The following is a 13197-nucleotide window of genomic DNA, read 5'->3' as shown; positions in this document are numbered from 1 at the left end:
CGCACGATGGGGGTTTGCCCAGCCATCGGAGCAGGAAGCGGGTCGGTCATGTGGTTCACGTGGGTGATGGTGACGGCACTGGTGGCCGCATACGTCGTGGCGCTCGGGCTCGTGGTCCGGTGGCTCGTCGGGGCCCCGGTCGGGCCTGCACGAAGCCTGCTCACGGGCCTGGTGGCGTTCTTCGTGCTGGTCCCGGCGGTGTTCCTGGCCATCGGCGGTTCGGGCGTCGTCGACACGGCTGGCATGGCACGTGGGCAGGTCTCCCCGGGCGAGGTGCTGGTGATCTGCGTCGCGCTCCTCTGGGTATTGGGACTCGGCGCCGCGTTCCTCGCCGCACTGGAGATCGTGTGGCCGTCGTACCGGAGCGTCGGCATCATCGCGCGAGTGCGGGGAGGCCGGGACCGCTGGCGACGGGCCCTCCGTTATCTCCGCATCGTCCGCATTGCGGCGAGGCACGGGCTGGGCCCGCTGCTTCGCGGTCGGCAGGTCCGCATCGAAGACGTTGGTCCGGCCCTCGTGGCGGCACTGACCGACGCCGGCGTGACGTTCGTCAAGCTCGGGCAGGTGCTCGCGAGCCGACGAGACGTGGTGCCGCCGGCCCTGGCGGCGCACCTCTCCACGCTCCAGACCCAGGTGCTGCCCGAGAACTGGCCCGCTGTCGAACGGATGCTCCTCGCCGAGCTCGATCGGCCGCTGGCCGAGGTGTTCGCCAACCTCGAGAAGACCCCGCTCGCGGCCGCCTCGATCGGGCAGGTGCATACCGGAACGCTCGTCAGTGGCGAGGCGGTCGTCGTCAAAGTGCAACGCGCCCACGCGCGAAGCCAGGTCGAGACCGACATCGACATCGCACTGCGACTCTGCGCGCGACTCGAGCAACGGTCGCCGGCGGCGCGACGCATCGGGCTGCTGAGGCTGATGCGCGATCTCGCGGAGTCGCTTCGCGACGAGCTCGATTACCGGGTCGAAGCGCGAAACCTCTCGCTCATGAGCGCCGCCGCCGATCGCGCCGCGGCCACGCTGCGCGTGCCGCACCTGCATCCCGAGTTCTCCACGCGACGCATCATCACCATGGAACGGATCGACGGCGAGCCGTTGGCTGCGGCATCCTCGACCCTGCAGACGCTCACGACCGCCGCGCAGGGTTCGATCGCCGAACAGCTCGTCGACGGCGTGCTGCAGCAGGTGCTGGTCGATGGCGTCTTCCATGCGGACCTGCACGCGGGGAACATCATGGTCTGCTCCGATGGAACGGTCGCCCTGATCGACTTCGGGTCGGTCGGCATCGTCGACCGCGAGCAACGCGACCTGCTCGCGGCCTTCCTCGCCGCGTTCAACGCGGAGGACGTCCACTCGGCGGTCGTCGCAGTGCGACACCTGACCGCGGGTGGCGAGTTCGTGGACGACCGCGCGCTCCACCGGGATATCGGCGAGCTCTTCACGATCGTGTCGATCGAACGCAACACGAAGGTGCTGACCGACCGCCTCCTGAGACTGTTCCACCGCCACGGACTCGCGGTCCCCGGCAACCTCGCGGCCGCAGTTCGAACGATGGCGACACTTCAGGACGCGATCGAGACGCTGGACGCGGCATCCGATTACGCCGATCTCGTTCTCACACGGATGCAGGGCGTCGCCGCACGCCAGGCCGACCCACGACGGCTCCAGCTCGTCGGCATGTCGCAGGCCATGACCGTCTCGCAGTTCCTGCGCCGTCTTCCCGACAACCTCGACGCCATCACCGAGGGCAACACGGCCCGGGTCACGTCGAGGGCCTCCACGGAGCAGGAGCGCAGAAGCTGGGGACTTCGGGTCATCGCAGCGCTCGGCGGATGCCTCTTCGGCCTGAGTCTCGCGGCGGCCGCGCTCATCCTGATCCTCGACGGAGGCGGACCGAGCATCCCACCGGGGGTCCCGGCCCTTCCGCTGATGGGGTGGGTGATCGGGTTCGTCGCACTCATCGCGGGCACCCGTTCGGCGATGGTGCTCAAGCGACTCACCGGCGAACGGCCGTGACCACCCCTCGATCCGACGCGTGCCCGCGTGTCGCCCCCAGGCGACTGCACTGCCGATTCCGGGCGGATGCCTCGTGGCCGGTCCCCTCGGTAGGTTCGGCGCCATGAACGACTCCACGTCTCCTCAGAACACCACCCCACCGACGTCCACGTCGCGCGCGCGCATCAACTGGGCCGCCGTGGTGGGATTCGGTGCGCTCGCCCTGCTCTGGCCGTTGGCGGGCCTGATCGGCGTGCAATCGCTGATCGGCGGCCTCGCCACGGCGCTCATCGTGATCGCCGTGATCGGCGCGGCCTGGATCCTCGGCGTCGGTCTCGGTCGCGTGCCCCAACCGGTCGCCACCCTCACGCTCTCAGGCGTGATCGCCGGTGTGCTGATCACCATCACGTCGCTGGTCCTGGGCGAGATGGGCGATCGAGCCCCAGGGATCCTGCTGATCGCCGCGATCATCGAGATCGGACGAGGCGCAGCGCTGGGCGCGCTCGCCGGCGTCGTGGCCTACGCCATTCAGAAGGCCAGGTCGTGAGATGACCGACAACGCGACCGCCGCCACACCTCGCACGCGGCAGGGCGCCCTCGGGCTGCCACTGCTCGCGATGATCGGCCTCGCCGCACTCGCCGTTCCCCGAGTGATCCTGCACGACCTCCACCTGATCGGTGAGTGGAGCCCGGTGACGTGGCTTCTCTCGCTCCTTCCGGTCGCGGTGTGGATCGCCGTGGCCGTGCTCAAGCGCGTGCCGCACCCCTTCGTCACGGTCCTGATGATCGGCGTGTTCTACGGGGTCATGCTCGTGATCACCCACCAACTGCTCTGGGAAGTCGCGTTCGACGGCCGAACGATCTCGCTCGGCGACGGTCCGGTCGGCCTCCTGGTGCCACGGATCGCAGCGATTCCGAGCGGCCTCTTCACCGGGGCGGCGATCGGGGCGATCGGTGGGCTGATCGCCGCGGGGATCCAAGCCGTTGCGCGTCGGAACGCCTTGTCGGCCTGAGCCCGGTACGCGTGACGGCGGCGAACGCACCCAAGATGCGTTCGCCGCCGCCGCGCTTCGTGATCGAGACGTTTTCAGAATCACCCCGTTGATCGGCTCTCGAGGCGGTAGTGCCGAACGCTGAGGTCCCGTTCGATCAGGAACTCGTCGTCCTCGGGGTAGAAGACCGCGCGCTCGATGTCGTCGCCGGCGAAGCCGACGATCGCAGCGAGCGACTCCCACCTCGACAACGTGACGATCTCGGTTCGTCCATCCCCGAGGTCGCGGCTGAGCATCCACGCCTCCTGATTCCCCGGCGTCTGGCGGTACTCCCGCATCCCCGTGTGCTCGATGTACTCCACGTAGCTCTGGCGATCGTCCGTTCGGACGACGCCCCGCCACATGCGAACGACCGAACCCTCAGATGTCATGCCCTCATCTGTCATGCCCTCATCTGTCATGACCTCATCCTGCGGCGCTTCTGCCATCGCCGCGACGCCGGAACCGTCATGGTTCGTCGGATCTCGGCCAAGGCGGTCGAACCGCCCACATGCTGCCACCGAGCGCAGCGCGACGAGCGCGGGCGAAACACGAAAACCCCCGAATGGTCGGGGGTTCTTCACTGCTGGGGTACCTGGACTCGAACCAAGAACAACGGTACCAGAAACCGCCGTGTTGCCAATTACACCATACCCCAAAGGCTGGAACCGAAGCCCCGGCCGACATGCAACTCTAGCTTACGGACGGCGGCCCGACCAAACTGAGCGCACCTCGCCGACGACCCGCTACCCCAGCCGGCCCACGAGTCGGTCGATGCGCTCGAGCGAGTCGATCTTGCCGAGGATCTGCATCGACTCGAAGAGTGGTGGCGAGACGCGCCTGCCCGAGATCGCGGTGCGCACCGGACCGAACGCGACTCGCGGCTTCAGCCCGAGACCGTCGACGAGGGCGTCGCGCAGGGCCTCCTCGATCTCGGCGTGCTGCCACGCCTCGGCGGGCAGGCGATCGAGGGCTTCGCGGGCCGCGGCGAGTACGACCGGCGCATCCGCAGGCAGGCCCGAGAGGGCGTCGTCGTCGTACGAGAGGCTCGCGGCGTCCGTGAAGAGGAAGCCCAGCATGCCGGGTGCCTGGCCGAGCAGGCCGATGCGCTCCTGGACGAGCGGCGCCGCCTCGGCGAGCACGGCCTCCTGCGCGGGCGTGAGGGGCGTGTCGACAATGCCGGCCGCCTGCAGGTGGGGCACCGTGCGGGCGGCGAAGTCGGCGCCGTCGAGAAGCCGGATGTGGTCGCCGTTGATGGCCTCGGCCTTCTTGAGGTCGAACCTCGCGGGGTTCGGGTTCACGTCGGCGACGTCGAACTTCGAGACGAGTTCGTCACGGCTGAACACGTCGCGATCGGCCGCGAAGCCCCAGCCGAGGAGCGCGAGTGAGTTCAGGAGCCCCTCGGGGATGAAGCCGCGGTCGCGGTGGTGGAAGAGGTTCGACTCGGGGTCGCGCTTGGAGAGCTTCTTGTTGCCCTCCCCCATCACGTAGGGCAGGTGGCCGAATCGGGGCACGAACGTCGTGACGCCGATGTCGATGAGCGCGTGGTACAGCGCGATCTGGCGCGGGGTCGACGAGAGCAGGTCCTCGCCGCGGAGCGCGTGCGTGATGCCCATGAGCGCGTCATCGACCGGGTTCACGAGCGTGTAGAGCGGCGCCCCGTTCGGCCGCACGACGACGAAGTCGGTGGTGGATCCGGGCGCGAAGTCGATGCGGCCTCGCACCAGGTCGTCGAACCCCAGGTCGAGGTCGTCGGGCACGCGCAGCCGCAGCGCAGGCGTTCGGCCCTCGGCACGGTACGCGGCACGCTGCTCGTCGGTGAGGTCGCGGTCGAAGTTGTCGTAGCCGAACTGCTTCGGACGGCCCGCGGCCTCGTTGCGTGCGTCGATCTCCTCGGCGGTCGAGTAGCTCTCGTAGACGTGGCCGGCGGCCTTCAGCCGCTCGACGACATCGGCGAAGATGTGGAGCCGCTGCGACTGGCGGTACGGTGCGTGCGGACCGCCCACCTCGATGCCCTCGTCCCAGTCGAGGCCGAGCCACTTCATGGCGTCGACGATCTGCTCGTAGCTCTCCTCGGTGTCGCGCGCCGCGTCGGTGTCCTCGATGCGGAACACGAACGTGCCGCCGGTGTGCCGGGCGTACGCCCAATTGAAGAGTGCGGTGCGCACGAGGCCGACGTGCGGTGTGCCGGTGGGCGACGGGCAGAAGCGGACACGGATGTCGCTGCCGGTGGCGGTGGTCGTGGGATCAGCTGTCTCGGACATACGCACCAATCGTATCGACCGGCCGGTGGCCGACACGCCGCGCCGCCGCGGCTCGTCACTCCGCGGGCACGAGCCGACGAAGCACGCCGAGCATCGCGCCCACGGCGGGTACCCGGTCGGCGCCACGGGCGGTGACGAGATGCAGCGAGCGCACATCCGCATGCGCGGTCGGCCTGGTGACGACGCCCGGATACCGCGGCGACGCGTTCAGGGCCAGCGAAGGAAGCAGGGCAACCCCGAGTCCCTGCGCGACCATCCCCTCGACCGCGACGAAGTTGTCGGTCTCGAAGGCGATCCGGGGGCGGAAGCCCGCGGCATCTGCCAGCTCGAGCAGGTGGCCCCGGCAGCGCGGGCATCCGGCGATCCAGTGATCGTCGGCGAGCGTTCCGAGCTCGACGACATCGGATGCCGCGGCCGGATGACCCTCGGGCAGCACGAGCCGCATCGGCTCGTCGCAGAAGTCGAGTACGTCGAGCCCGCGGGCACTCGCCTGATGCGGATCGTCGCGGTCACCGGGGTAGCTGAACGTGATGGCGACGTCGGCACGGTCGGCGCGCACGGCGGCGACCGCCTCGGGCGGCTCGGCCTCGACGTAGGTGACCGCGACGCCCGGATGCTCGGCGGCGAGCGTGGCGATGAGCCGCGGCACGAGCGTGGCCGACGCCGACGGGAACGCCACGAGCCGCACCCGTCCGGCCCGGAGTCCGCGGATCTCGGCGAGCTCGCCCGCCGCCGCTTCGATCGCCGTCGTCACCGCGTTGGCGTGCCGCGCGAGCACGCGACCCGATTGGGTGAGCCGGATGCCCCGGCCGACGCGTTCGACGAGCGCGATGCCGGTGCGCTCCTCGAAACGGCGAATCTGCTGGCTCACCGCCGGCTGGCTGTACCCGAGCGCCTCGGCGGCCGCGGTGATGGACCCGTGCTCGGCCACTTGCCGGATGACGCGCACCGTCTGAACGTCGATGGCGCTCGCGAGGTGTTCGACGGACGCGTCGGTCATACCCCGAATCATAAGCGTTCGTCATGGCTGTGATCACTCACATGTCGTTGTCCAATGGATGATCCCGGGCGGAGACTGTGAGGATGATTCCTCCCCGCGATCATTTCCCCTCCGTGCGCGGCTACCTCAGCGCCTGCACGCTCGGCATTCCCACGCACTCCACCCGGGACGCTCTCCTGCGCGATCTCGAACGTTGGGCCGCCGGCACGGCGAGCGCCCATGACTACTCCGACATCCTCCATCGCAGCCGTTCCCACGCCGCTGCCCTCCTCGGGGCAAGCCCCGAGCGCATCGCCATGGGCTCCCAGGTGTCGGTGTTCGCCGGGCTCGCCGCCGCGTCGGCGCCGCGTGGGGCAGAGGTGCTCTGCATCGATGGCGATTTCTCGTCGGTCGTGGCGCCGTTCCTCGTGCGCGGTGACCTGCGCGTGCGCCACGTGCCCGTCGACGCGATCGCCGACGAGGTGACCGACGCCACGTGGATGGTCGCGTATTCGCTCGTGCAGTCGGCGACCGGGGAGGTCGCCGACGCGGCATCCGTCACCGCCGCCGCCCGCGACCACGACGCGCTCACGCTCGTCGACACGACGCAGGCCACGGGCTGGATGCCGACGACCGGCCTCGACGCCGACCTCATCGTCTGCCATGCCTACAAGTGGCTCAGTGCGCCGCGCGGTGCCGCCTTCGCCGCGTTCTCCGACCGGGCGCTCGCGGAGTTCGTGCCCTATACGGCGGGCTGGTTCTCAGGGGCCGACCCGTGGGCATCGACCTACGGCCCCGAACTGCACCTCGCCGATGACGCGAGCCGTTTCGACGTCTCCCCCGCGTGGCACGCGTGGGCCGGCGCCGAGGTCGCGCTCGAGTTCGCGGCGTCCTTCGACGCCGAGGCGGTGCGCGAGTACGACCTGGGGCTTGCGAACGCGTTCCGCGAGCGGCTCGGGCTCGAGGCATCCGACAGCGCCATCGTCACCTGGCCCGACGCCGACGGTGCAGATCTGGCGGCGCTCACCGCCTCGGGCGTCACCGCGTCGGGGCGCGCCGGACGCGCACGCGTCGCCTTCCACCTGTGGAACGACGAGGAGGACGTCGAGCTGTCCGCCGCCAGCCTGGGTCGCTGAGCGGTCCGACGCCCGCGCGCAGGACGGCCCGGCGGATGCCGCAGCAGCGCCCTCAGGCCGCCGCGCGCACCGGGTTCGACAGGGTGCCGAGTCCCGACACGGTGACCTCGACGGTGTCGCCCTCGACAAGGGGGCCGACACCCGCCGGCGTACCGGTGAGGACCACGTCACCGGGCAGCAGCGTGAACACGCTCGACGCGTACGCGATGATCGCGGGGATCGAATGCACCATGTCGGCGAGCCGACCCTCCTGCTTGCGCACGCCGTTCACGCTCGTCTCGATCGTGCCGCGCTCGACGTCGAGCTCGGTGTCGATCACGGGCCCGAGCGGGCAGAACGTGTCGAAGCCCTTCGCGCGCGTCCACTGCCCGTCGCGGCGCTGGAGGTCGCGCGCGGTGACGTCGTTGGCGATCGTGTACCCGAAGATCACGCTCGCGGCATCCGCTTCGGCGACGTGCTTGGCGATGCGGCCGATGACGACGGCGACCTCGCCCTCGTGTTCGACCTGCTCGCTCTGGCGCGGCAGCACGATGGCGTCGCCGGGACCGATCACCGAGGTGTTCGGTTTCAGGAAGAGGAGTGGTTCGGCCGGCACGTCGTTGCCGAGCTCGGCGGCGTGCTCGCGGTAGTTCCGGCCGACGGCGACGACCTTCGAGCGCGGGATCACCGGCGCGAGCAGCTTGGCTTCGGCGAGCGGCACCCGCTCCCCCGTCGGGTCGTAGCCGGCGAACATCGGGTCGGACTTCAGCACGACGAGCTCGTGCTCCTCCGCGTCGACGATGCCGAATGCGATGGTCTCACCGTACGAGAAGCGGGCGATCTTCATGGCGCCGTCACGCGTCCAGCCGGGTCATCCAGCCGTGGCGATCTTCGACGCGGCCGTATTGGATGCCCGTGAGCTCGTCGCGCAGCGAGAGCGCGAGCTCCGACGACCGGCTGCCGTGATGGACGATCTCGAAGTCCTCGGCGAGAAGCCGACCGATCGGCACGACGACGGCGGCGGTGCCGCAGGCGAACGCACCGATGATGTCGCCGGATGCCGCACCCTCACGCCATTCGGCGAGGCTGACCGGTCGCCGCTCGACGACGTGGCCGCGGTCGGCGGCGAGCTGCAGGATCGAGTCGCGCGTGATGCCCTCGAGGATCGAGTCCGACTCGGGGGTGAGCAGGGTGCCATCGCGCTTCACGAGCACGATGTTCATGCCGCCGAGCTCCTCGAGGTTGCCGTCGGGGTCGAGGAACGCGACCTGCTGGCATCCCTTCTCGTAGGCCTCTGCCTGCGGCAGCAGGCTCGACGCGTAGTTGCCGCCGGTCTTCGCGGCGCCCGTGCCGCCCTTGCCGGCCCGCGCATAGGTCGTCGAGAGCCAGATGTTCACGGGCTCGACGCCGCCCGGGAAGTACGCGGCCGCCGGGCTGGCGATGACGTAGTAGGCGACCTTCTTCGCGGGGCGCACGCCGAGGAACGCCTCCTTGGCGTACATGAACGGGCGCAGGTAGAGGCTCGTCTCGGCGGCGCTCGGCACCCACGCGCCGTCGACCGCGATGAGCTGCTTCAGCGAGTCGATGAAGTACGACACGGGCAGCTCGGGCAGGGCCAGGCGACGGGCGGAGCGCTGCATGCGGGCCGCGTTCTCGTAGGGTCGGAAGCTCCAGATGGAACCGTCGGCGTGCCGGTACGCCTTGAGGCCCTCGAAGATCTCCTGCGCGTAGTGCAGCACCGCCGCGGCGGGATCGAGCTGGATGGGGCCGTACGGCGAGACTCGGGGCCGGTGCCATCCGCCCTTCTCCGACCAGCAGATGTCGACCATGTGGTCGGTGAAGTGGTTGCCGAAGCCGGGGTCGGCGAGGATCGCCTCGCGGTCGGCGTCGCTTCGGGCGTTCTCATTGCGCGTGATCGCCCAGGTGAGTCCCGCCTCGGACGGGGTCTGCAGGGTGAGGTTCGTGGTCGTCATGGTGCCTTCCTTCAGATGCGCTGAGTCTCGAGTGCGCCGATGCGTGCGACGATCGCGTCGCCGACCTCGGAGGTCGAGCGTCGCACGTCGCCGCGTTCGGCGATGTCGGCGGCGACCGCCCGCTGCACCTTCGCCGCAAGCTCCTGGTGACCGAGGTGGTCGAGGAGCAGGGCGACGGAGAGGATGGCCGCGGTGGGGTCGGCGATGCCCTTCCCGGCGATGTCGGGAGCGGAACCGTGAACCGGCTCGAACATGCTCGGGAACCGGCCGTCGGGGTTGATGTTGCCCGAGGCCGCAAGGCCGATGCCGCCGCTGATCGCGCCGGCCAGATCGGTGAGGATGTCGCCGAAGAGGTTGTCCGTGACGATGACATCGAATCTAGCAGGGTCCGTCACGAGGAAGATGGTCGCGGCGTCCACGTGCAGGTAGTCGACCGAGACCTCGGGAAACTCGGCGGCGACCGCGTCGACCGTGCGCTTCCAGAGCGATCCCGCGAAGACGAGCACATTCGTCTTGTGCACGAGCGTGAGCTTCTGCTTCGGACGAGCGGATGCCGCGGCGAACGCGTAGCGCACGACGCGCTCGACCCCGTATGCCGTGTTCACGCTCACCTCGTTGGCGACCTCGGCGGGCGTGCCGACCCGGATCGCCCCGCCGTTGCCGACGTACGGGCCCTCGGTGCCCTCTCGTACGACGACGAAGTCGACGTCGCCGGGATTCGCGAGCGGGCTGACGACGCCCGGATACAGCACCGACGGGCGCAGGTTCACGTAGTGGTCGAGCTCGAACCGGAGTCGGAGCAGGAGCCCGCGCTCGATGTTCGCGCCCGCGAGGCGTGGGTCGCCGGGCACGCCGCCGACGGCACCGAGGAGGATCGCATCGTGTTGCCGGATGGCCTCGAGGTCGTCGTCGGTCAACACGTCACCGGTCTCGAGGTACCGCGCGGCACCGAGCGAGAACGGCGTCTGCTCGAACGAGACATCCGTGCCCGCGACGGTCGCGTCGAGCACCTTGAGCGCCTCGCCGACCACCTCGGGACCGATGCCGTCGCCCGGGATCACCGCGAGCTTGACCGTGCGTACCATGAATTCTCCTTCGTGCGCCAGCCCTCCCAGCGTACTGTCCGTGCGGGCGGGCGCTCGTTACACTCGGCCTCAGGACGAGGTATCCGCCTCATCGAAACGCGACGCTCAGTGCGTTGCCGGAGAGAAAGCAGGACCCCCACATGAGTCTCGGTCTCGGTATCGTGCTCTTCGTCATCGGCGCGATCCTCGCGTTCGCGCTGAACCTCGCGGTCGACTGGATCAACCTCCAGCTCGTCGGCTACATCCTGATGATCGCGGGTGCGATCATCATCATCCTCGGCATCGTCCTCCTGGCGCGCCGGCGCCGTTCGGTTTCGACCTCGCACACGAGCGTCGACCCCGCCACCGGCGACCGCGTGGTGCGCAACGAGCACTCCGCGCCCGACGACCCGGTGCTCTGAGTCGCGCTCGATCGAACGGCCGCAGGTCTCCGCCACTCGGCGGGCCGGCGGCCGTTCCGCGTTCCGGCCCTGTCGTCGGGCGAACAGCGGGGCGCTCGCGTCACTCCTCACGCGCGGGCGCGGGGTTGCGAAGGCTGACCGCCGCCACCACCGCCGCCGAGATCATGAGCGCGACCCCGATGAGCGAGGTCACCACCACTCCGTCGCTGAAGGCGCGAGCAGCGGATGCCACGAGCTCGGCGCCGACGGCGCCGGGCAGCCCTTCGGCGACCGTGACCGCGCCGGCGAGCGTCTCGCGAGCGGCATCCGTCGCGGCATCCGGCAGGAAGGCCGGCACCTCGACGCCCGCGCGGTAGCGCAGGGCGAGGATGCTGCCGAGAACGGCCGTGCCGAGCACCGCCCCAAGCTCGTAGGCCGTCTCGGAGACGGCCGAGGCCGCACCCGCCTTCGCGGGGGGCGCGCTCGAGAGGATGAGCTCGTTGGAGACGGTCTCGGCCGCCCCGATGCCCGCGCCGAGGAGCACGAACGCCACGATGATGGGCGCGATGGAGTCGACGCCGGTCGTCGACGCGATGAGGAGGTAACCCGCGGCCGACAGTGAGAGGGCCACCGGTACGAGCACTCGCGGCGGCACCCGTCGGGCGATGGGCACCACGGCGAGGCCGGTGAGGATCATCGCCGCGAGGCCGGGCACGAGCGCGAGCCCCGCCGCGACCGGGTTCAGGCCGGCGATGAGCTGCAGGTGCTGCGACACGAAGAAGAGGAACCCGACCAGGGCGATCACGCTGAGGAGGTTCACGAGCACGGCACCGCCGAACGAACCCTGCCGGAACAGCCGCATGTCGAGCAGGGGCGAGGCGCTTCGCAACTGCCGCCGCGTGAACCAGAGGGCGCAGAACACGCCGACGATGATCGCCTGCACGCCGCCGCCGGCGACGCCCTCCGTCGCGAGGGAGGTGAGACCATAGACGATCGGTCCCATGGCGGCGAGCGAGAGCGCCACGCTCACGAGATCGACGCGCCCGGGCGCCGGGTCCCGGCTCTCGGGGACGAGCAGTGGCACGAGCACCAGCATGGGCACGAGCACCGGCACGGCGAGGAGGAAGACCGAGCCCCAGGCGAAATGCTCGAGCAGGACGCCGCCGACGAGCGGCCCGAGAGCGCTCCCCGCCGCGAAGCCCGACGCCCAGATGGCGATCGCGAGCCGTCGCTGCTCACGGTCGACGAACACGGCACGCAGCAACGACAGGGTCGACGGCATGAGCATCGCGCCGAAGAAGCCGAGTGCCGCACGCGCGCCGATGAGCGCCTCGGGGGTCGGGGCGAACGCGGCCGCGACCGACAGCACGGCGAACCCCGTCGAGCCGATGAGCAGCAGGCGCCGACGACCGAAGCGGTCACCGGCGGCACCCATCGCGACGAGGAGCCCGGCGAGGACCAGCGGGTACGCGTGGATGATCCACAGCTGTTGCGCCGCGGTCGGCGCGAGGTCGCGCGAGATCGCCGGAAGCGCGAAGCTCAGGACCGTGTTGTCGACCGACACGAGCAGCACCGGCAGCATGAGCACCCCGAGTGCCACCCATGCGCGCCGCGGGGCGAGCCCGACGCGACCGGGATCGATGGGCGCCGCGGCATCCGCTGCCGTGATCGCCGGTCGGCTGCCGGTCGAGGGGTCTGAGGTGTGGGTCATCGAAGTACTCATTACTATACCGTCCAGCCGGTATAGTAACAGATCATCGGTCTCCAGCGCTCGGTACGATCGAGCACATGAGCCGACCACCCGCCGCCCGCGAAGCGGTGCTCGATGCGTTCGAGCGCATCCTCCTCCACGATGGGGAGCGGGCGGCGACCCTCGACGCGACGGCCAAGGCCGCCGGCGTCTCGAAGGGCGGCCTGCTCTACCACTTCGCCACCCGTGACGCGCTCATCGACGGCCTCGTCGCACGCCTCGACACGCTCGTCGAGCAGGACGTGCAGGCCATCGAGGCGGCACCGGAAGGACCCATCGCATACTTCGTGCGGTCATCGGTTGCGATGGAGCATCCGCTCGATCGTGCCGTCGTCGCCGCCGCTCGGCTCGCGCAGGGCGGCAACGCCGCGGCGGGCCGGGCGATCCGCAACGCGCGGCGGAGCTGGCTCGAGGCCATGCGCCGTCACGTCGCCGACCCGACCGTGGCCCTCGCGATCACCCTGATCGGCGATGGCCTGTACTACGACTCCGCCCTGCACGGCGATGTCGACGACCTCGGCGTCGACGCGCCCCGCGCGTCGGAGATGGACGCGCTCGTCGCCCTGCTCGAACGGCTCGCCACGGAACCGCCCGCGAGCGAGTAGTGCGGCCGGCCGAGGAGCACCGG

At 70.1% G+C, this 13197-nt stretch carries 13 protein-coding genes and 1 tRNA gene; 6 read left to right on the top strand and 8 right to left on the bottom strand.

Annotation, left to right across the window (positions count from 1 at the left end; genetic code table 11):
- Window positions 1-48 precede the first annotated feature (48 nt).
- The 3 genes from AB0K73_RS13400 to AB0K73_RS13390 all read left to right on the top strand — a co-directional run bounded on the left by AB0K73_RS13400 (window position 49) and on the right by AB0K73_RS13390 (window position 3005).
- On the top strand, window positions 49-2013 hold the full coding sequence (locus AB0K73_RS13400) for an AarF/UbiB family protein (RefSeq protein WP_360513099.1): 1965 nt from the start codon (window positions 49-51) through the stop codon (window positions 2011-2013).
- A gap of 103 nt (window positions 2014-2116) precedes the next feature.
- Window positions 2117-2539, top strand: coding sequence for a hypothetical protein (locus tag AB0K73_RS13395; RefSeq protein ID WP_360513101.1), 423 nt, complete (start codon window positions 2117-2119; stop codon window positions 2537-2539).
- A gap of 1 nt (window position 2540) precedes the next feature.
- Complete coding sequence (locus tag AB0K73_RS13390; RefSeq protein WP_360513103.1) at window positions 2541-3005, top strand: hypothetical protein; 465 nt, start codon at window positions 2541-2543, stop codon at window positions 3003-3005.
- Between the two features lie 80 nt (window positions 3006-3085).
- Here AB0K73_RS13390 and AB0K73_RS13385 read toward each other — a convergent pair whose 3' ends face one another.
- The 4 genes from AB0K73_RS13385 to AB0K73_RS13370 form a co-directional block, all read right to left on the bottom strand.
- A complete protein-coding gene (locus tag AB0K73_RS13385; RefSeq protein ID WP_360513105.1) occupies window positions 3086-3415 on the bottom strand; it encodes a hypothetical protein in 330 nt (109 codons plus the stop codon).
- Between the two features lie 194 nt (window positions 3416-3609).
- Window positions 3610-3681 (bottom strand) — tRNA-Gln (locus AB0K73_RS13380).
- An 88-nt stretch (window positions 3682-3769) separates the two neighbouring features.
- A complete protein-coding gene (gltX, locus tag AB0K73_RS13375; protein WP_360513107.1) occupies window positions 3770-5287 on the bottom strand; it encodes a glutamate--tRNA ligase in 1518 nt (505 codons plus the stop codon).
- Between the two features lie 55 nt (window positions 5288-5342).
- Entirely contained in the window at window positions 5343-6287 is a 945-nt protein-coding gene (locus tag AB0K73_RS13370; protein ID WP_360513109.1) for a LysR family transcriptional regulator, read from the bottom strand.
- An 83-nt stretch (window positions 6288-6370) separates the two neighbouring features.
- Between AB0K73_RS13370 and AB0K73_RS13365 the strand changes: the two genes are divergently transcribed.
- Entirely contained in the window at window positions 6371-7402 is a 1032-nt protein-coding gene (locus AB0K73_RS13365; RefSeq protein WP_360513111.1) for an aminotransferase class V-fold PLP-dependent enzyme, read from the top strand.
- A gap of 52 nt (window positions 7403-7454) precedes the next feature.
- Here the strand turns inward: AB0K73_RS13365 and AB0K73_RS13360 are convergent, their stop codons facing one another.
- From AB0K73_RS13360 to AB0K73_RS13350, 3 genes are read right to left on the bottom strand one after another with little or no spacing between them, the layout of a single operon-like run.
- Window positions 7455-8228 carry a fumarylacetoacetate hydrolase family protein gene (locus AB0K73_RS13360; RefSeq protein ID WP_360513113.1) on the bottom strand — a complete coding sequence of 258 codons (774 nt, stop codon included), beginning with the start codon at window positions 8226-8228 and terminating at the stop codon, window positions 7455-7457.
- Window positions 8229-8235: 7 nt separating this feature from the next.
- The gene (locus AB0K73_RS13355) at window positions 8236-9354 is read right to left on the bottom strand and encodes a branched-chain amino acid aminotransferase (protein WP_360513115.1); all 1119 of its coding nucleotides are present in this window, start codon (window positions 9352-9354) and stop codon (window positions 8236-8238) included.
- 11 nt (window positions 9355-9365) lie between these two features.
- Entirely contained in the window at window positions 9366-10439 is a 1074-nt protein-coding gene (locus tag AB0K73_RS13350; RefSeq protein ID WP_360513117.1) for a 3-isopropylmalate dehydrogenase, read from the bottom strand.
- Between the two features lie 140 nt (window positions 10440-10579).
- Between AB0K73_RS13350 and AB0K73_RS13345 the strand changes: the two genes are divergently transcribed.
- Complete coding sequence (locus AB0K73_RS13345; protein ID WP_360513119.1) at window positions 10580-10840, top strand: DUF6458 family protein; 261 nt, start codon at window positions 10580-10582, stop codon at window positions 10838-10840.
- A 100-nt stretch (window positions 10841-10940) separates the two neighbouring features.
- Here the strand turns inward: AB0K73_RS13345 and AB0K73_RS13340 are convergent, their stop codons facing one another.
- Window positions 10941-12530 carry an MFS transporter gene (locus tag AB0K73_RS13340; RefSeq protein ID WP_360513121.1) on the bottom strand — a complete coding sequence of 530 codons (1590 nt, stop codon included), beginning with the start codon at window positions 12528-12530 and terminating at the stop codon, window positions 10941-10943.
- Window positions 12531-12607: 77 nt separating this feature from the next.
- On the opposite strand from AB0K73_RS13340, the gene AB0K73_RS13335 reads away from it, so the two are divergent.
- Window positions 12608-13174, top strand: coding sequence for a TetR/AcrR family transcriptional regulator (locus AB0K73_RS13335; RefSeq protein WP_360513123.1), 567 nt, complete (start codon window positions 12608-12610; stop codon window positions 13172-13174).
- The last annotated feature ends 23 nt before the right edge of the window (window positions 13175-13197 follow it).

Source organism: Agromyces sp. NPDC052230 (assembly GCF_040679595.1).
Classification (GTDB): Bacteria; Actinomycetota; Actinomycetes; order Actinomycetales; family Microbacteriaceae; genus Agromyces.
The sequence above is the reverse complement of the archived record's forward strand: the minus strand, read 5'-3'. Positions and strand labels throughout refer to the sequence as shown.

What these genes read in the sequence shown, in the direction of transcription:
- AB0K73_RS13400 (WP_360513099.1), top strand. Translation starts at nt 49, where the DNA reads ATGTGGTTCACGTGGGTGATGGTGACGGCACTGGTGGCCGCATACGTC.
- AB0K73_RS13395 (WP_360513101.1), top strand. Translation starts at nt 2,117, where the DNA reads ATGAACGACTCCACGTCTCCTCAGAACACCACCCCACCGACGTCCACG.
- AB0K73_RS13390 (WP_360513103.1), top strand. Translation starts at nt 2,541, where the DNA reads ATGACCGACAACGCGACCGCCGCCACACCTCGCACGCGGCAGGGCGCC.
- AB0K73_RS13385 (WP_360513105.1), bottom strand. Translation starts at nt 3,415, where the DNA reads ATGACATCTGAGGGTTCGGTCGTTCGCATGTGGCGGGGCGTCGTCCGA.
- gltX (WP_360513107.1), bottom strand. Translation starts at nt 5,287, where the DNA reads ATGTCCGAGACAGCTGATCCCACGACCACCGCCACCGGCAGCGACATC.
- AB0K73_RS13370 (WP_360513109.1), bottom strand. Translation starts at nt 6,287, where the DNA reads ATGACCGACGCGTCCGTCGAACACCTCGCGAGCGCCATCGACGTTCAG.
- AB0K73_RS13365 (WP_360513111.1), top strand. Translation starts at nt 6,371, where the DNA reads ATGATTCCTCCCCGCGATCATTTCCCCTCCGTGCGCGGCTACCTCAGC.
- AB0K73_RS13360 (WP_360513113.1), bottom strand. Translation starts at nt 8,228, where the DNA reads ATGAAGATCGCCCGCTTCTCGTACGGTGAGACCATCGCATTCGGCATC.
- AB0K73_RS13355 (WP_360513115.1), bottom strand. Translation starts at nt 9,354, where the DNA reads ATGACGACCACGAACCTCACCCTGCAGACCCCGTCCGAGGCGGGACTC.
- AB0K73_RS13350 (WP_360513117.1), bottom strand. Translation starts at nt 10,439, where the DNA reads ATGGTACGCACGGTCAAGCTCGCGGTGATCCCGGGCGACGGCATCGGT.
- AB0K73_RS13345 (WP_360513119.1), top strand. Translation starts at nt 10,580, where the DNA reads ATGAGTCTCGGTCTCGGTATCGTGCTCTTCGTCATCGGCGCGATCCTC.
- AB0K73_RS13340 (WP_360513121.1), bottom strand. Translation starts at nt 12,530, where the DNA reads ATGACCCACACCTCAGACCCCTCGACCGGCAGCCGACCGGCGATCACG.
- AB0K73_RS13335 (WP_360513123.1), top strand. Translation starts at nt 12,608, where the DNA reads ATGAGCCGACCACCCGCCGCCCGCGAAGCGGTGCTCGATGCGTTCGAG.